Source organism: Morganella sp. HMSC11D09 (assembly GCF_001807955.1).
In the GTDB taxonomy this organism is placed as follows: domain Bacteria; phylum Pseudomonadota; class Gammaproteobacteria; order Enterobacterales; family Enterobacteriaceae; genus Morganella; species Morganella morganii.
This window is the reverse complement of sequence record NZ_KV791674.1, coordinates 13,618-31,877: the sequence shown is the minus strand read 5'-3', so window position 1 is coordinate 31,877 and position 18,260 is coordinate 13,618. Positions and strand designations below refer to the sequence as shown.

Genomic DNA, 18,260 nt, shown 5'->3' with positions numbered 1-18,260 from the left:
CTTACATATTTTATAATATAAAAAAATAAAGCACATCAAAATGGCCATCTTTACACCTGGGTGTAAAGATGGCTATAAAATATTACTTAAAATTTACATTAACAACATTATCCAAGCTTCCCTCCAACTCATCCATGTAGTCTGCATACCACTGCATCATTTCTCTGCGTTCATCCATATACTGAGCATGATTATACGTGCCACGGATCGCATTCTTATCGATATGTGCAAGCTGAGTCTCAATCCATGCCGAGTTATATCCTTTCTCATGCAAAATCGTACTCATCGTGTGACGGAAGCCGTGCCCTGTTAGCCGACCTTTATATCCCAACAACTCAATAACCTGATTTACGCTTTCCTTACTGATCGGCTTTCTGTGGTCATTACGACCTATGAATACAAGCTCATAATGCCCTGATAGTGGTTTGAGTGAGTTAAACAGCTCGATCACCTGTTTTGATAATGGCACGACATGCGGTCGCTTCATCTTCATCACTTCAGCCGGAATTTCCCAAATCCCTTTTTCTAAATCGATATCCTGCCAACGAGCAAAACGGAGTTCTTGTGTCCGTACCGCTGTCAGCAAAATAATTTTAGTCGCTGTTTTAGTGATCACGCTGCCTGTATAACTTGCTAAATCTTTCAGGAAATAGGGTAACTCTTCAGCGGTTAAAAATGGGAAGTGTTGCTTCTTTGGTGGGGTCAGCGCTGTAGCTAGGTCAGGGGCTGGATTGTATTCAGCTCTGCCCGTGATAATCGCGTATCGGTAAACCTCTCCGCAGCGCTGACGGACTTTACGCATCTTCTCTAAGGCACCGCGCTTCTCCATCCTACGCAGCGTTTCCAGCAGCTCTAACGGCTTGATTTCCGCTATCGGGCGTTTACCAATATAAGGAAAGATATCCTTTTCAAAGGTATCAATGATTTCGTCTCGATAACGCAGTGACCAGCGATCGGCTTTCGATTTATGCCATTCACGGGCAATGGCTTCAAAAGTATTTCCTGTACTGAGCTTTTGAATCGCCTTCTCTTCTTTTTTGACTTCTCCCGGATCTCCACCAGCAGCGAGTACCTTTTTTGCTTGGTTTCTCATTTCACGTGCTTCAGCAAGTGTCACGGTAGGAAAAACACCAAAAGCTAATCTTTTTTCTTTACCACCAAAGCGATACTTCATTCTCCAGTAGCGTGAACCTTTTGCTGTAACTTCAAGGTATAAACCACCACCATCAAAGAGTTTATATGACTTCTCTTTAGGCTTTGCAGTCTCTACCTGACGGGCAGTTAATGTCATTGGGGGCACCTCATTTTGGGGTTAATTTTTAGTGCCCCCTGATATGCCCCCAAAAACCTATTGATGTAGGTTGACCTTGGTTGACATCAGGAGACTGGAAAGTGTATATACAGTAGGTATTATAAGGGATTGATTGAGTTTTGTGGAGGTATATTGAACTTGAGTGGCGGAAGATCACAGGAGTCGAACCTGCCCGGGACCGCTGGCGGCCCCAACCGGATTTGAAGTCCGGCCGCCCCACCGGGGACGATGATCTTCCGTTTTGAGGTTGCACAGTATACGCTTTCCGGCAGGGATTCAAAAGTTCTCTTGCGTTTTTTCCTTTGAGATACATCAGTATCGTGCGATTTTTTACGAGAATGATTTTTAATCAGCATAATAACACTAAAAATCATTGAACTTGCCGGAGTGTGTCCCCATCTTATAGAGAGTTTCGATTTTCATTTTTCATGTGTATGTGCGCTGCGGCGGACGTGCACCAGCAGCCAACAGGATGGTTTATGATGAACCCTTTGCTTACCCCGACTCAGAATCAGTTACCGGCATTTTCTGCCATCAATCCGGAATGTATTGTGCCTGCGGTGAAAGAAACGCTGGATAATTATCGTCAGACGGTAGAGCAGGTGGTGAGTCATTCACCTGATTTTACATGGGAAAATGTGTGTGTACCGCTGGCGGAAGCCGGGGATAAATTATCCCGTGTCTGGTCGCCGGTCAGTCATCTGAACTCTGTCAAAAACAGCCCTGAACTGCGCGAAGCTTATGAACAGTGCCTGCCGCTGCTGTCAGAATTCAGTACCTGGATGGGTCAGCACGAAGGGCTGTATAACGCCTATAAATCACTGAAAAACAGCCCGGCGTTTGCGTCACTGTCTCAGGCTCAGCGCAAGTCAGTAGAAAATTCCCTGCGTGATTTTGAGTTATCCGGCATTGGTCTGCCACCGGAGAAACAGAAGCGCTACGGCGAGATTTCTGCCCGTCTGTCTGAGCTGGGTTCGCTGTTCGGCAATAATGTGCTGGATGCAACCATGGGCTGGAGCAAGCTTATCACCGATGAAAGCATGCTGGCCGGTCTGCCGGAGAGTGCGGTTGCTGCTGCACAGGCACTGGCGGAGTCCAAAGGTGAGAAGGGCTGGCTGTTTACCCTGGATATGCCGAGCTATCTGCCGGTGATGACTTACGCCGATAACCGTGAGCTGCGCAAAGAGATGAGCGAAGCCTACGGCACCCGTGCTTCCGAGCTGGGGCCGAACGGCGGTAAGTGGGATAACAGCAGTGTGATGGCGGAGATTTTAGCGCTGCGACATGAGCTGGCACAGTTACTCGGCTTTAAAAACTACGCGGAAAAATCCCTCGCCACCAAAATGGCGGAAAACCCGCAGCAGGTGCTGGATTTCCTGAATGACCTGGCGGAGCGCGCCCATCATCAGGGCGAGCAGGAAGTGGCTCAGCTGGCCGCCTTTGCCAAAGAACATTACGGCGTTGATAAACTCGAGCCGTGGGATATGGCCTATTTTGCCGATAAGCAAAAACAGCATCTGTTCTCGGTCAGTGATGAGCAGCTGCGTCCGTACTTCCCGGAAGAAAAAGCGATCAGCGGATTGTTTGAAGTGATCCGCCGGATCTACGGGATCACCGCCAAAGAGCGTTTCGGGGTGGAAACCTGGCATCCGGATGTCCGTTTCTTTGATTTATTTGATAAGAACGGTGAATTACGCGGTAGTTTCTATCTGGATCTGTATGCCCGTGAGCACAAACGCGGCGGGGCGTGGATGGATGACTGTATCGGCCGTATGCGCCACAAAGATAATTCCCTGCAAAAACCGGTTGCGTATCTGACCTGTAACTTTAATAAACCGGTCGGCGGCAAACCGGCGCTGTTTACTCATGATGAAGTGCTGACTCTGTTCCATGAGTTCGGACACGGCCTGCATCATATGCTGACACAGATTGATGTGGCGGATGTTTCCGGCATCAATGGTGTGCCGTGGGATGCGGTTGAGCTGCCGAGCCAGTTTATGGAAAACTGGTGCTGGGAGCCGGAGGCGCTGGCCTTTATCTCCGGTCATTATGAAACCGGTGAGCCGCTGCCGCAGTCGCTGCTCGACAATATGCTGGCAGCGAAGAATTATCAGTCTGCGATGTTTATTCTGCGTCAGCTGGAGTTCGGGCTGTTTGATTTCCGTCTGCATGCGGAATATGACCCGGCAACCGGCGCTCAGGTGATGCCGACACTGCTGTCTGTGAAAGAGAAAGTCTCTGTGGTGCCTGCTGCGCCGTGGAACCGCTTTCCGCATGCGTTCAGTCATATCTTTGCCGGTGGTTATGCGGCCGGTTACTACAGTTATCTGTGGGCGGATGTGCTGGCAGCGGATGCATTCTCCCGCTTCAGTGAGGAAGGTATCTTCAATCCGGTCACCGGGCAGTCTTTCCTGGATAATATTCTCAGCCGGGGTGGTTCGGAAGAGCCAATGGTCCTGTTTGAGCGCTTCCGCGGCCGTAAGCCGGAACTGGATGCGATGTTAAAAGGCTACGGAATCAACGGGTAATACGTGAAGATTCGTTTACAGTGTGAACAGGGCGCAGACAGCTGCGCCCTTGATGTACTGGCGGCGCGGTGGGGCCTGGAGCATGATGATACCGCGCTGATGGCGCTGGTGCTGACGGCGGAAGGGCTGGAGCTGCGCAAGTGTGATGAACCGAAACTCGGCGGGATCCGTGTGGATTTTGCCGGGGGAACGATGGCTCACCGGCGCCGTTTCGGCGGCGGACGCGGTGAAGCGGTGGCAAAGGCTGCCGGGATTAAGAAATCCTATCTTCCGTCAGTGGTGGACGCGACAGCCGGTCTCGGGCGTGATGCCTTTGTGCTGGCATCGCTGGGCTGTCATGTGCGGATGATTGAACGCCATCCGGTCGTTGCGGCACTGCTGGATGATGGCTTACAGCGGGCCTACCGGGACAGTGAAATCGGGGGATGGATGCAGGAGAGAATGATCCTTATCCATGCGTCCGGGATTGATGCGCTGGCGGACATCACACCACCGCCGGATGTGGTCTATCTCGACCCGATGTATCCGCACCGGCAGAAAAGCGCGCTGGTGAAGAAAGAAATGCGGGTGTTTCAGTCGCTGGTGGGTGCGGATGAGGATGCGGATCTTCTGCTGGCACCTGCACTGGCGCTGGCAACCCGTCGTGTGGTGGTGAAACGTCCGGATTACGCGGAGCCGTTAGCCGGGCAGAAAGCGGCTGCGGCGATTGAAACCAAAAACCATCGTTTTGATATCTATCCCTGCGTGAAAGCAGAGGGATAACACTGAATAACATCTGAAAAGGGGACAGGGCAGTTCCCGTTTCGCGAAGGGGCAACAAGTGAGACTTCCGTAACGCTTGTTATACCCCCTTCGACACTGTGACGTTTTTCAGTAACAGTTTACAGACTTACAGCACACCCTGCGCCAGCATGGCATCAGCGACTTTCACGAAGCCGGCGATATTCGCACCCTGCACATAGTTGGTCTGTTTTTCTTCACTGCCGTACTCAACGCATGCATTGTGGATATCCAGCATGATGTGATGCAGACGCTCATCCACCACTTCACGTTTCCAGCCGAGACGGACAGAGTTCTGTGACATTTCCAGGCCGGATGTTGCCACGCCGCCCGCATTCGCTGCTTTGCCCGGTGCAAACAGGACATTTGCCGCCAGGAAGGCATCGGTTGCCGGGATAGTGGTCGGCATGTTTGCGCCTTCCGCCACGGCTTTAACGCCGTTTTTGATCAGCACTTCAGCATCTGCCAGATCCAGCTCGTTCTGAGTGGCGCACGGCAGAGCGATATCCACCGGAACAGCCCACGGGGTCTGATCTTTCAGATACACCAGGCCGAACTCTTTCGCATACTCTTCCACACGGCCGTAACGGTCTTTGATTTCGGTCAGACGCGCCAGTTTTTCGGCGGTGAAACCGTCTTCGTCAACCACGGTACCGGAGGAGTCAGATGCGGTGATCACTTTCGCACCCAGTGACAGGCATTTTTCGATGGTGTACTGCGCCACGTTACCGGAGCCGGAAACCGCAACACGCATACCGTCGAAGCTCATCCCGTGGCGTTCCAGCATGGCCTGAGTGAAGTAAACCAGCCCGTAACCGGTGGCTTCCGGACGGATCAGACTGCCGCCGAAGGAGAGACCTTTGCCGGTAAACACACAGGCGGTGTTGTTGGACAGTTTTTTCATCATCCCCGCCATGTAGCCGACTTCACGTCCGCCGACGCCGATATCACCCGCAGGGACATCCGTATCTGCGCCCAGATGACGGTACAGCTCGGTCATCAGCGCCTGGCAGAAACGCATCACTTCGCCCTGGCTTTTGCCTTTCGGATCAAAGTCAGAGCCGCCTTTACCGCCGCCCATCGGCAGTGTGGTCAGGGCATTTTTCAGTGTCTGCTCAAAGCCGAGGAATTTGAGGATGGAGAGGTTTACGGACGGATGGAAGCGCATACCGCCTTTGAACGGGCCGATAGCGGAGCTGAACTGCACACGCCATGCGCGGTTTACCTGCACCTGACCCTGATCGTCAACCCAGGTCACGCGGAACTGAATTACGCGCTCCGGCTCAACAAAGCGGGCGAGCAGGTTCTGATCGCGGTACTGCGGATTCTTTTCAAGGAATGGCCATAGCGTGGAGAAAACTTCGCGCACCGCCTGGAGAAATTCCGGCTGTGACGGGTCACGGCGCTGAACATTTTCCAGAAACGTTTCCAAAGAGATAAAGTTACTCATGTTGATTTCCTGTCTGTCATGCCCTTCTCATTCATGCAGCAGTTATGCAGGCCGCACTTGTCTCCCGGGGCAGGTTCTCCGGAATATTTTCGCGTACGTCATATCTGTGACACGAATGATATCGGGTTACGTTACTTTGTGAGGTATCCCGAACATTTTTGTTTTATTTTTCGAATAATGTGAGATGTGTTTGCATTTACCACTTGAATTTATCTCTTGTTTATATCCTGTTTTCAAGCTGTTTTTTTCATATATGACAAAAAAAATTCGTTGACGGCCTTTTTGACGGATTCGGCAGCCGCATTTTCAGCCAAAAAAAATGCCTGCATAAGCAGGCATTTTATATGAATAATTTTTCAGCAGAGGATTATGCGTTATCATCATCCCGCAGCGGAACAATTAACATATCGACATGAACGGTGTTAATCAGCTGACGGGCGGAAGACATCAGTTTGCTCCAGAAATCCTGGTGGTGTCCGCAGACAACCAGGTCCATATCATATTTTCTGATGGCATCGACTAATACCTGGCCGAGATCACCGCTGCCGCTGAGCATTTCCTGAATCTCATAACCGGAATTTTTCGCCAGGTTTTTCAGTGAATTACTGGTTTCTTCAGTAATGCGCTGCTGCATATCACCCAGGTTAACATCGATAAGTCCGGTGTATAAGTCAGAGTAATTGACATCAACGTGGATCAGAGAAACTTTGGCGTTGTAAGGTTTTGCCATAGAAACTGCTTTGCTTACTAACACTTCACTTTCAGGCGAAAGATCGACTGCGACCAGAATATGTTTATATGCCATAAGAAACTCCTTCCGTTCAAAAGGTTAAGGGGTTGGCAGGGCTTGCGCCGCTATCCTTTATGAATACTATAACTGCTTAATATCATTAAAGAGTGTAATGCTGATCACAACTCAATGCTTTTATCAGGCAGCAGAGAATGTCTGATTTATAAGATATACCAGTCTGCGCACTTCTCACAAGGTTGAGAGTGGCAAAACGGATATTTTCAGAAGATTATCGTGAAAGAATGTGAGAGTTTGTGGAACTTCACAGCATTGTTCATACTGAATACATAAAATACTGTCAGTATGATGTGATAGACACTGATATCACCGGTTCCTTCTCCGCAGATAGTCTAAGGAGTGGATTATGTTCAGTATACTTACACTGTTCTGGGCGTTATGTTTTCTTTGTCTGATTAACATGATCCGGTTTTATTCATCCACCCGGGCATTACTCTCGGTCCTGCGTGACAGCGACCCGCTGCTTTACCACGCTGTCGGCGGCAATAATGCGTTTACTGACCACACCCAGTGGCAGAAGCAGCTGCGCCTTATCCGCTATATCAATCAGCGGGAATATCTCACTCATCATGACCCTGAAGTGATTTTACGCTGCGAACGTATCCGCCGTCAGTTCACCATGATCAGTGCGATATGCGGAATTGTGATTGCCTCTCTGCTGATGATGATTATCTGGCCGTAACCGGTTACCGGATGCAAAAAAAAGCCTGACACGTGTGTCAGGCTTTTCTGTTTCAGAGGATAGCAACCTGCTGTCAGATAATCTGCAGGGAGATCCAGTAGAGCGCGCCGGACAGGATAATGGACACCGGCAGTGTCAGAATCCAGGCCAGCATGATGTTTTTGATGGTTTTGGTCTGAACACCACCACCGTCAACAATCATCGTACCTGCCACCGCAGAGGAGAGCACCTGGGTGGTGGATACCGGCATCCCGGTATAACTTGCCACACCAATGGAGACAGCCGCGGTGACCTGCGCAGACACGCCCTGGGCGTATGTCATGCCTTTCTTACCGATTTTCTCACCGATAGTCACTGCAACACGTTTCCAGCCGAACATGGTGCCCAGAGAGAGCGCCAGCGCGACAGAAATGATGATCCAGATAGGCGCATACTCAACGGTATTCAGCAGGTCATTGGACAGACGTTTCAGGAAACGCGCATCTTCCGGTTTGGTTTCCGGTAATTTCGCCACTTCTGCGGCGGTATCCGAAATACACATCAGCAGACGACGCATCTGGCTGCGCTGTTCCGGTAATAAATCATCATAGGTATGAATATTACCGAGCAGATCCTGAGCCTGTCTTAATACGATGCCGGTACGGGAGCTGTCACAGTGGAACTGTTCATTGAGAACGGTATTCTCCGTGTTCAGTGCCGGGGTCAGCTCAATGGCGTGTGCCAGTGCATCCTTATGCGTGGTGTAATACTGCTCCAGGTTGACCACGGCATCACGCGTACGGGCGATTTCGTAATCACTGGAATTCATATTCACCATAAAGCCGGCAGGGGCGACACCAATCAGAACCAGCATAATCAGACCGATACCTTTCTGCCCGTCGTTTGCGCCGTGTGAGAAGCTGACGCCGACTGCGGAAAGGATAAGGGCGGTACGCGTCCAGAATGGCGGTTTGCGTTTGCCGTCTTTTTTCTCACGTTCTGCCGGTGTTAAGTGGATACGGCGGCGTTTCTTCGTGCCGCTCCAGTAGCGGCGCAGGAACCAGATCATTAATCCGGCGATCACCAGGCCGACCAGCGGTGACAGAATCAGAGAAAGGAAAATGCTGATCATTTTCGGAATATTCAGCGCATCAACCACGGAACTGTTGGTCACAATTGCGTTGGTCAGGCCGATCCCGATAATGGCGCCGATCAGGGTATGAGAACTTGAGGCCGGGATACCGAAGTACCAGGTGCCCAGGTTCCAGATGATAGCGGCGAGAAGCAGGGAAAAGACCATGGCAAGACCATGGGCCGAACTGACATTCAGCAGTAAGTCCGTGGGCAGAAGATGCACGATCGCATACGCCACGCTCAGACCGCCGAGCAGTACCCCGAGGAAGTTAAATACACCGGCCATGACGACAGCAAGCTGCGCGCGCATTGCACGGGTATAGATAACAGTTGCTACCGCGTTTGCGGTATCATGGAAGCCGTTGATGGCTTCGTAAAACAGCACAAAGATCAGTGCCAGTACTAACAAGAGGCCGGTGTGAAATTCCAGGCCTGTAAATAGATGTAGCATAGACGTTAAGCCAGTTGTTGGACATGAACGCGGCGCATTATCAGCGACAAATGCGTCCCGGGGAAGTGAAATATGGCCTTTTTTTGATTTGATACCTTCATCAAATCAGCTTAAGGAATTATTAATCCTTGTATATCATCGGATTAGGCTCCTTTTCTGAAAAGAATAAATTTTTGGCCTGATTTAATCATCATGACAAATTTAAGACATTTATCGGAATTTCTCCACATTTAAAGACACAGAGAACACTATTTTGGAAAAGTTTGACGCGATTGTAATAGGCGCGGGTGCCGCCGGACTATTCTGTGCCGCGCAGGCAGGGCAGCGCGGGCTGCGGGTGCTGGTGCTGGATAACGGTAAAAAAGCCGGGCGGAAAATTCTGATGTCCGGGGGCGGGCGCTGTAATTTTACCAACCTTTATACCGAACCGGCGGCGTATCTGAGCAAAAATCCGCATTTTTGTAAGTCAGCGCTCGCCCGTTATACGCAGTGGGATTTTATTGCCCTGGTGCAGAAATATCGGATTGCCTATCATGAGAAAACCCTCGGCCAGCTTTTCTGTGATGATTCCGCACAACAGATAGTTGATCTTCTGCTGGCGGAGTGTGAGTCGGGGAATGTGGTTATCCGCCTGCGCAGTGAGGTGACGGAGGTACAGAAACAGGGCGATGATTTCTGTGTGACCGTTAACGGAAAGGTTGTGAGCGCTCACTCACTTGTGGTGGCCAGCGGCGGATTATCGATGCCGGGGCTGGGGGCGACTCCGCTGGGTTACCGCCTGGCGGAACAGTTTGGTCTGCCGGTATTACCGACCCGCGCCGCACTGGTGCCTTTCACGCTGCATAAACCGCTGCTGGAAGCCTTACAGACGCTGTCCGGCGTGGCAGTGCCTGCGACAGTTACCGCACAGGATGGCACCCGGTTTGCGGAAAATATATTATTTACCCATCGTGGCCTGTCAGGCCCTGCGGTCCTGCAAATCTCCAGTTACTGGCACCCCGGTGAGTATGTGAGTATTAACTTACTTCCGGGCACCGATCTGGCGGAATTTTTCACCGTACAGCGGGAAAAACACCCGAATCTGAGCCTGCGTAATGCACTGGCGAAGCTGTTACCAAAACGGCTGGTGGAGTGTTTACAGACAACCGGTGACCTGCCGGATACTGCGCTGAACCAGTTATCCAAAGCCGTACAGCAGGAAATCACGGAGAAATTACAGAACTGGCAGGTGCAGCCGAATGGCACAGAAGGTTACCGGACAGCCGAAGTGACACTCGGCGGTGTGGATACTCAGGCGCTCTCCTCCAAAACCATGGAAGCCCGCGATGTTCCGGGACTCTATTTTATCGGCGAAGTGACCGATGTGACCGGCTGGCTCGGCGGCTATAACTTCCAGTGGGCATGGAGTTCCGCGTGGGCATGTGCGCAGGCACTGCCGTTTTCACCGGATGTTTAATCCCTGATAACCCTATGGAATTATTTAATTTTATTAAAATAAATCACGGTATCAGTGAGTTAACAGAAAACATCAGTGATTATACGAAATCCTGAGCAAAAAGTGCTTTACAAATGATACTGAGAACTATTATCATCAAATCACTTTCAGATGACCACCTTCAGGGTTCAGATGAAAGAACGACATTGCTCACATTGCTTCCAGTGTTTATTTAGCCAGCCCAGTGCTGGCTTTTTTTTTCCCCTTTTTCCCCGGGGCCATTCGCGCCGCAGGTGCGTTGGCTTTTCTGTGTCATCCTCCGGCCTGTGGCTGTGTTGGTTGCGCTCAGTATTCCGGGTCACATACTTGTGTATGCTCCCCGGAATCCTTCCCTTACCGCCTTGCCACAAACCGGATGATTTCACAGATGAATTGTTTGGTTTTGATAATGTAAAAATTCATTCGGGAATAACCGGCAAAAAAAGGAAAGCGTAAAGCGCCATGGATGGCGCGATCCGAGCGGACAGGGATGTGTCAGCGTCTTTCCGCTTTGCTGGTTATCCCGCCGCCCGGGTCTGAAAGAAGATGGTTTTAATGGTTATCTCCGCATCCCCCTGTCAGCACTTATTCAAATTTTTTGAATTCTTGCGTTAAACCCGGCTACTGGTGAAATTAGCGGCAGGACGTAAACTTAACCTCATCAGATTGAGGAGAAAAATTATGATCTATGTACGCCCTGCAAATGAACGCGGCCATGCTAACCACGGCTGGCTCGACAGCTGGCACACCTTTTCGTTTGCCGATTATTATGACCGTAACTTTATGGGCTTTTCCGCCCTGCGGGTTATTAACGAAGATTTTATCGCGGAAGGTCAGGGGTTCGGTACCCATCCGCATAAAGACATGGAAATTCTTACCTATGTGCTGGGTGGTGCGGTGGAGCATCAGGACAGCATGGGGAATAAAGAACAGGTGCCTGCCGGTGAGTTCCAGATCATGAGCGCCGGAACCGGGATCCGACACTCGGAATATAACCCGAGTAATGATAATCCGCTGCATCTGTATCAGATCTGGATTATCCCTGAAAAAACCGGTCTGACTCCGCGCTATGAACAGCGCCGGTTCGATGCGGCAAACGGACGCCAGCTGGTGCTTTCCCCGGATGCCCGTGACGGCTCGCTGAAAGTTTTTCAGGACATGACACTGTGGCGCTGGACACTGGCCGCCGGTGAAGAAGGGGAATATCAGCCTCAGAGCGGACGGATGGTCTGGATCCAGGTGGTGAAAGGTGAGCTGACCGTGAATGGCCAGACAGTGAAAACCAGTGATGGCGTGGCCGTATGGGATGAAGCGTTAATCAGCCTGAATGCCGCACAAGACAGTGAAATCCTGCTGTTTGACCTGCCGCCTGCCCAATAAAACAGAAAGCCCCGGATCATCTGACCCGGGGCTACTGTGTTGCTCACACTACTTTTCTTGTTATCCGGTTACAGCGAAGGCCCTGCACTAATCAGAGCCTGACCCGCCGGCGTGTCGGTATATTTATCAAAATTATTTATAAACCGCCCTGCGAGGTCTTCCGCTTTTTCCTGCCACTGCGCCACATTATCATACGTGTTGCGCGGGTCGAGTATGTGACTGTCGACACCCGGCAGTTCGTGAGGAATGGCCAGATTAAAGACCGGCAGCGTATGTTTCGCCGCTTTATCAATATCCCCACTAAGAATGGCGTCTATGATAGCACGAGTATTCTTAATTGAAATGCGTTTTCCGGTTCCGTTCCACCCGGTGTTCACTAAATACGCTTTTGCCCCGGCCGCTTTCATCCGTTTTACCAGCACATCGGCGTACTGTGTCGGGTGCAGCGTCAGGAATGCCGCACCGAAGCAGGCAGAGAAGGTTGGCGTCGGCTCTGTGACACCGCGCTCGGTACCGGCCAGTTTTGCGGTAAATCCGGATAAGAAATGATACTGCATCTGCTCCGGTGTCAGTTCCGCCACCGGCGGCAGCACACCGAAGGCATCGGCAGTCAGGAAAATCACATTGTTGGCGTGACCCGCTTTGGAAACCGGTTTAACAATGTTTTCAATATGATAGATAGGGTAAGAAACCCGGGTGTTTTCGGTTTTGCTGCCGTCATCAAAATCCACACTGCCGTCCGGACGGACAACCACGTTTTCCAGCAGTGCATCGCGGCTGATGGCGTGATAAATATCCGGCTCTGCTTCTGCAGATAAATTAATGGTTTTGGCGTAGCAGCCGCCCTCAAAGTTAAAGACGCCGTCATCATCCCAGCCGTGTTCATCATCGCCGATCAGTTTACGTTTCGGATCGGTTGAGAGGGTGGTTTTACCGGTGCCGGACAGGCCGAAGAAAATCGCCACATCCCCTTTTTCACCCACGTTTGCCGAGCAGTGCATGGAGGCAATGCCCTGTAACGGCAGCAGATAGTTCATGATGGAGAACATGCCTTTCTTCATCTCACCGCCGTACCAGGTACCGCCGATAAGCTGGATGCGCTCGCTCAGATTGAATGCCACAAAATTTTCCGAATTCAGCCCCTGCGCCTGCCAGTCCGGGTTCACGCATTTCGCACCGTTCATCACAATGAAGTCCGGTTCAAAATCATGCAGTTCGTTTTCATCCGGGCGGATAAACATGTTTTTGACGAAGTGTGCCTGCCAGGCAACCTCGGTAATAAAGCGGACTTTCAGGCGGGTATCGGCATTGGCGCCGCAGAAGGCGTCCACCACAAACAGGCGTTTGCCGGATAACTGATTGGTGATCAGGTGTTTCAGGGAATTCCAGGTGTCCTGTGACAGCGGTTTGTTGTCGTTTTTGCCTTTTCCCTGATCCGCCCACCAGACGGTGTCGCGGGTGAGATCATCCCTGACCAGATATTTGTCTTTCGGTGAGCGGCCGGTAAAGATACCGGTGTCTACCGCGACCGCGCCGCTGGTGGTGACAACACCGTGTTCATAACCGGTCAGGCCGGGACGGGTTTCTTCATCAAAGAGTAAGTCATAACTCGGGTTATAGATTATTTCTGCGGCATCGCGGATACCATACTGCTCCAGTTCATTCACAGCCATTGTTTTTACGCTCATCCAAAGCCTCCGGGTTGTCGGAATATCTCCATATATCATAATTATTTACGACTGGTTAACAGCGATTGCTATCAAATAAATGAAAATCCGGATTTTATTTGGGTTTATTTTGTGAGCTGGCTCGATACCATAAGAAAAAATAAACAAAAAGGCCGCATCCTGGGAGCCCGGTGCGGCCTGGTGTTGCGTCAGCTAAAACGAATCAGTGCAGCGAAGCGTTTTTCTGAGTGCGGATTTCATGAATATCCTGTTCATCAAAGATATGATGAGCACCGCAATATTCACACTCCATATCAATTTTGCCATCTTCCTGCAAAATATGATTAACATCTTCTTCCGGCAGTGTTACCAGCGTATCTGCGCAGCGTTCGCGGGAACAACCGCAATGAAACGCTACCGGTGCCGGTTCATACAGCACAACGTCTTCTTCATGATAGAGACGGTACAGGATGGTTTCGGCATCCAGGGTAAAGAGCTCATCAGACGAAATAGTGGCAGTCAGCTGCATCAGGTGGCTGAACATGTTCTGTGTTTCTTCCTGAGTACGGGCTTCTGCTGATGCCGGCAGTGCCTGTAACAGCATCCCGGCAGCCTGCATTTTGCCGTCGTGTTCCGCAACGCGGACAAACAGGCTGGTCGGCAGCTGTTCGGACTGACGGAAATAGTCATCCAGACACGCTTCAAGCGTTTCCCCTTCCAGCGCCACAATACCCTGATAACGCTCGCCCTGACGTGGCGTAATAGTAATGACCATAAAGCCTTTGCCGATCATATCGTGGAAACCGGCACCGGCAGGCACATCGCCGTTCATACGGGCAATACCGCGCATCTGCTGGCGGTCGTTGCCGTTGATCACAGCGAGACGGACCGGGCCGTCGCCCTGGATCTGAACGGTGATATCCCCTTCAAATTTCAGGGTCGCGGTCAGCAGGCTGGTGCAGACCAGCAGTTCGCCGAGCAGGCGGCGGACAGGCTCCGGGTAATGATGATTATCCAGGATCTGCTGTAATGTGCCGGAAGCATTGACCAATTCTCCCCGGACATCGCTTTTGTTAAACAGGAACCGGTGTAATGTATCTTGTCGTGCAGACATAATTTTCTCTCGTCTTAACCGCCGGTTATTCCGCGGTATCTGAATTACTGTGTTTAAATTTTAACAATGTCCGTCGTTCCTTTTTATCAGGACGTCGTTCCGGGTGCGGCATCGTCAGGGCATTCATTTTACGTGCAAGCGCGGTTTTTTCACGTTTTTCGATGCTCTCCGGGGTTTCTTCCCAGAGTGTCTGTGCCAGCGGCGCGCTCAGGCGCTTGTCCGTGATCCCCAGCACGCGGATTGTCCGTTCATCATTTCCCTGACGCAGGACGATAACCGCGCCGTTTTCGACCAGTTTTCCGGGCTTGGTCCGCTGCCCGTTATAATGAACCTTGCCGCCGTCAATCATGGTTCTGGCGATGGAGCGGGTTTTATAAAACCGTGCCGCCCAGAGCCATTTATCAAGGCGGACAGGCTCTGTGACCTGTGAAGCCTGTTGCATGGTTACTCCGTGACAGACAGTGCAGCCGTTACGGCTGCACCTCAGAGGAAGGGTAGTCGTGCCGGAAGCAGTTGTCATAATAACGGCGGATATCCGTCATCCGGCGGCGGCGCTGACGCCAGCGGATAAACGTATAGATGCCGTTGATAATGGCCAGAAGGGAAAATACGACCAGTAAAATGCAGCTGCCGATAAACCGCGCCAGCATGACATTATCCGGCTGAAAGTGCAGCAGGATATGGCGGGTGCCGTTGGCATCCACAGACACATCCGTGACAATACCCTGAACCTCAAACGGGGTGTGCAGCAGCATATTGGAGAGCTTCTGCAGGGACTGCCAGTGTGCCAGCGGTGTCATTTCCTCTGTCTGTTCATTGACCGGGGCGTTCTCCACCAGGGATTTGCCTTCGTCACTGATCAGCAGCACACCACCAGGCGGCGGACTGTTCAGCCGCATTGCCGCATTTTCCACTTCTTTGTTTATAGCTGTAGATGTGGTGGCGATAACCAGCTTTTCCAAGGCCTCTGCACTTGCCGGACGCAATAAAACATTCGATTGCTCCAGTTTACCGGCTTTGGCGCGGGCTAATAAATTTTCCCAGTTCGGGGAATTCCCCAGATTGACGAGGGCGTTTTTCAGCCGCACACAGTCACTGTTTTCAAATTCACATAACGCCTGGGTTTTCAGAACCAGGGAGGAAAAGTCATCCAGCAGGCTCATCCCGGAGCGGGTGATAACATTGCGCAGACTGTCGTTCACCTTACGGGCTCCGGCATCGGGATGCAGCTGGTTATTCAGTTCGGCAAGCAGCGCGGCGGCGCGATCAACCTGTTCGGACTCGGGAACCGGAAGCGGGGAGGTGTTGTTCCAGTAAATACCGGAGCAGTCAAATGCGCGGAAATTGGGCTTATCCTGGGCGGAGAGGTTCGGCGGCATGTAACACATCCCCACGCCTTTGGCTTCCAGAAAATCCCCCACATAGAGCGGCATATTCTGGAGTTCACTGAAATTGGTGGTGACTTTGGTTTCTGTGCCGGTCAGCCAGTTCAGGGCCAGTTTAACCGGTAAATTGACCGGCTGATTGCAGGCCAGAACCAGCAGGGCAAAGGCGCTGGTCAGGGCGATCAGCAGATTTTTGCCGTAACGGCGATACGGGAAGCGGGTGGATTCCTCGCGCAGGGAGAGGTATTTCCCCTGGCGGACAACCTGCTGATCCTCATACATTTCAATCTGTGTGACAGACCCGAGATCCTGATGCAGCCAGGGTTCCCAGTGGCGCGGGTAGATAAGGTCAATACCGCCGAGTGAAATGCTGTGCTTCTGACTGTGGTCAAAATCGCCGAACAGACCCCAGCGTTTCGGGATCCCCCGGTAGCACTGAATATCCCGCAGACGGCGGCGGTTACTGATCGGGATCAGGGATAAAATGATGCCCGGCAGCAGCAGCCCGGCTCCGGCGGCCATCATCCAGTAAAATAAAAACGGCGGCATAAAGACCGCAGTGAGCGCCGTCAGCACGCCGCAGACAATCAGCGTGCCGCTGATAAACCCGTGACTGTGCTGCAGGTTATATTCCTGCCGGCTCTCTCTGCGTGTGCCGAGAAACTCAATATCAGCATTGCTGTTAGTCAGTATCGCGGCCTGTACCGGTACGTTGTTATTTTTTGTCATTGGCCTTGCCAGCGCGTGGTCATCAGTAAACTCACGTAAGTCATGACCGTTCAGCCCGACAATCATCGGTATCCCGTCAGTAAACATCACATCAATGACATTTGTGGCCTGAATAAATTCATCCAGAACCGCAGGCAGATAAACCTCGTTGCCTTCAATGTAGTAATGCCACTGCTGTCCGTTTTTCTCCGGGATAGCATACCGGGTGATGCGGTTGCACAGACGATAGACGTGATCACTTTTTTTGGGGAAAGCCGGTAATGTAAAGTGCAGATCATTACTGACCGCCTGCCGGGCAGCGCAGGTCAGATGGTGCTCAATGGCCTGAATTTCACCGGCACCCGGCCGGTGGTGTGTCAGACTGGCCAGTGAAGGTAATACATAACCTGCCCGGCGCTGTCTCCGCCGGTGACTGATAACAGAAACCATTATAAGACAACCGATCACCAGAGCGGCCGTTATAATGAGGGTGATAGTCATTTTTTCCCCGTCGTAATTGCCTGTGCAGCATAACAGTGAAGGAAGCCGTTAAAAAATCGGCCTTTTCTGATTATGCAAAAAAAATTATTTGAAATAACAGTCTGTTATAACTGATTATTTTCACTTTTACCTGCTGATTATGCTGTATGTTACCGTTATTTATTCATCCCGCCCGGTGCTTTTCTTTGTCTCAGGAACGGGTAATATGAAGCAGAGCAATAAGTGAGTGAACCAGGGAATTTACCCCGGTTTTTACTTATTCGCAAAGCGGTACTTTTTCACCCTGTACAGTTTTACTCTGTATGGTTGTACTGCGTTTTTATATTACGTACAGAGGCATACATGGCTGAATTACAAAAACCGAAAATTATCCGCATCGAGACTGTTGCCCAATCCCGTCTGTTTACTGTCCAGTCTGTTGCACTGAAATTCAGTAATGGTGCGGAACGGGTTTATGAGCGTATGCGTCCTGCAACCCGTGAATCTGTCCTGATTGTCCCTGTGGTAAATAACGAACTTATCCTGATCCGGGAATATGCGGCGGGTGTGGACAGCTATGAGCTGGGGTTCCCGAAAGGTGCAGTCGATCCCGGTGAGGATATGCTGACTGCCGCTAACCGTGAGCTGAAAGAAGAAATCGGGTTTGGTGCCCGCACACTGACACCGCTGCGCCGCGTCACCATGTCCCCGTCCTATTTCTCCGGGCAGATGAATATCCTGCTGGCGGAAGGTCTGTATCCTGAAAAGCTGGAGGGCGATGAGCCGGAACCGCTGGTTCAGGAGCGCTGGCCGGTCAGTAAGATGATGGATCTGCTGACTCATCCGGATTTTAACGAGGCCCGCAATATTACCGCGCTGTTCCTGGCGCAGCAATTTTTACAGCGTACCGGTCACTAAGCTATTTTTA

14 protein-coding genes and 1 tRNA gene are annotated in these 18,260 nt (G+C 51.3%); 6 read left to right on the top strand and 9 right to left on the bottom strand.

What is annotated here, in order from left to right:
- Nucleotides 1–82: 82 nt before the first annotated feature.
- Together HMPREF3119_RS07535 and HMPREF3119_RS07530 are read right to left on the bottom strand one after the other, a co-directional pair.
- Complete coding sequence (locus HMPREF3119_RS07535) at nucleotides 83–1,291, bottom strand: tyrosine-type recombinase/integrase (protein WP_070579183.1); 1,209 nt, start codon at nucleotides 1,289–1,291, stop codon at nucleotides 83–85.
- 164 nt (nucleotides 1,292–1,455) lie between these two features.
- Nucleotides 1,456–1,550: transfer RNA gene (locus tag HMPREF3119_RS07530), tRNA-Sec, on the bottom strand.
- Nucleotides 1,551–1,791: 241 nt separating this feature from the next.
- Here HMPREF3119_RS07530 and prlC point away from each other — a divergent pair.
- Both prlC and rsmJ read left to right on the top strand, forming a co-directional pair.
- Entirely contained in the window at nucleotides 1,792–3,840 is a 2,049-nt protein-coding gene (gene prlC, locus HMPREF3119_RS07525; protein WP_036418288.1) for an oligopeptidase A, read from the top strand.
- 3 nt (nucleotides 3,841–3,843) lie between these two features.
- Complete coding sequence (rsmJ, locus tag HMPREF3119_RS07520) at nucleotides 3,844–4,602, top strand: 16S rRNA (guanine(1516)-N(2))-methyltransferase RsmJ (protein ID WP_036413300.1); 759 nt, start codon at nucleotides 3,844–3,846, stop codon at nucleotides 4,600–4,602.
- Between the two features lie 127 nt (nucleotides 4,603–4,729).
- Here rsmJ and gdhA read toward each other — a convergent pair whose 3' ends face one another.
- Both gdhA and uspA read right to left on the bottom strand, forming a co-directional pair.
- Nucleotides 4,730–6,070 (bottom strand): NADP-specific glutamate dehydrogenase, encoded by a 1,341-nt coding sequence (gene gdhA, locus HMPREF3119_RS07515; protein WP_004238567.1) that lies wholly within the window; start codon nucleotides 6,068–6,070, stop codon nucleotides 4,730–4,732.
- 367 nt (nucleotides 6,071–6,437) lie between these two features.
- A complete protein-coding gene (gene uspA, locus HMPREF3119_RS07510) occupies nucleotides 6,438–6,875 on the bottom strand; it encodes a universal stress protein UspA (RefSeq protein WP_004904570.1) in 438 nt (145 codons plus the stop codon).
- A 349-nt stretch (nucleotides 6,876–7,224) separates the two neighbouring features.
- Between uspA and uspB the strand changes: the two genes are divergently transcribed.
- Nucleotides 7,225–7,560, top strand: coding sequence for a universal stress protein UspB (uspB, locus tag HMPREF3119_RS07505; RefSeq protein WP_004904572.1), 336 nt, complete (start codon nucleotides 7,225–7,227; stop codon nucleotides 7,558–7,560).
- A gap of 73 nt (nucleotides 7,561–7,633) precedes the next feature.
- On the opposite strand, the gene pitA is transcribed toward uspB, so the two are convergent.
- On the bottom strand, nucleotides 7,634–9,124 hold the full coding sequence (gene pitA, locus HMPREF3119_RS07500) for an inorganic phosphate transporter PitA (RefSeq protein WP_036418287.1): 1,491 nt from the start codon (nucleotides 9,122–9,124) through the stop codon (nucleotides 7,634–7,636).
- 253 nt (nucleotides 9,125–9,377) lie between these two features.
- Here pitA and HMPREF3119_RS07495 point away from each other — a divergent pair, with 253 nt between their 5' ends.
- Both HMPREF3119_RS07495 and HMPREF3119_RS07490 read left to right on the top strand, forming a co-directional pair.
- Nucleotides 9,378–10,580: a BaiN/RdsA family NAD(P)/FAD-dependent oxidoreductase gene (locus tag HMPREF3119_RS07495; protein WP_036425354.1), complete on the top strand. Its 1,203-nt coding sequence runs from the start codon at nucleotides 9,378–9,380 to the stop codon at nucleotides 10,578–10,580.
- Nucleotides 10,581–11,279: 699 nt separating this feature from the next.
- Complete coding sequence (locus HMPREF3119_RS07490) at nucleotides 11,280–11,978, top strand: pirin family protein (protein WP_062773353.1); 699 nt, start codon at nucleotides 11,280–11,282, stop codon at nucleotides 11,976–11,978.
- Nucleotides 11,979–12,046: 68 nt separating this feature from the next.
- Here the strand turns inward: HMPREF3119_RS07490 and pckA are convergent, their stop codons facing one another.
- From pckA to HMPREF3119_RS07470, 4 genes are all read right to left on the bottom strand, one after another.
- Nucleotides 12,047–13,666 (bottom strand): phosphoenolpyruvate carboxykinase (ATP), encoded by a 1,620-nt coding sequence (gene pckA, locus HMPREF3119_RS07485; protein WP_004238573.1) that lies wholly within the window; start codon nucleotides 13,664–13,666, stop codon nucleotides 12,047–12,049.
- Nucleotides 13,667–13,868: 202 nt separating this feature from the next.
- Complete coding sequence (gene hslO / locus HMPREF3119_RS07480) at nucleotides 13,869–14,759, bottom strand: Hsp33 family molecular chaperone HslO (RefSeq protein ID WP_004238574.1); 891 nt, start codon at nucleotides 14,757–14,759, stop codon at nucleotides 13,869–13,871.
- 25 nt (nucleotides 14,760–14,784) lie between these two features.
- The gene (gene hslR, locus HMPREF3119_RS07475) at nucleotides 14,785–15,201 is read right to left on the bottom strand and encodes a ribosome-associated heat shock protein Hsp15 (protein ID WP_004238575.1); all 417 of its coding nucleotides are present in this window, start codon (nucleotides 15,199–15,201) and stop codon (nucleotides 14,785–14,787) included.
- Between the two features lie 28 nt (nucleotides 15,202–15,229).
- A complete protein-coding gene (locus HMPREF3119_RS07470) occupies nucleotides 15,230–17,353 on the bottom strand; it encodes an IgaA/UmoB family intracellular growth attenuator (protein WP_036418285.1) in 2,124 nt (707 codons plus the stop codon).
- Nucleotides 17,354–17,695: 342 nt separating this feature from the next.
- Between HMPREF3119_RS07470 and nudE the strand changes: the two genes are divergently transcribed.
- Complete coding sequence (gene nudE, locus HMPREF3119_RS07465) at nucleotides 17,696–18,250, top strand: ADP compounds hydrolase NudE (protein WP_004238577.1); 555 nt, start codon at nucleotides 17,696–17,698, stop codon at nucleotides 18,248–18,250.
- Nucleotides 18,251–18,260: the final 10 nt, after the last annotated feature.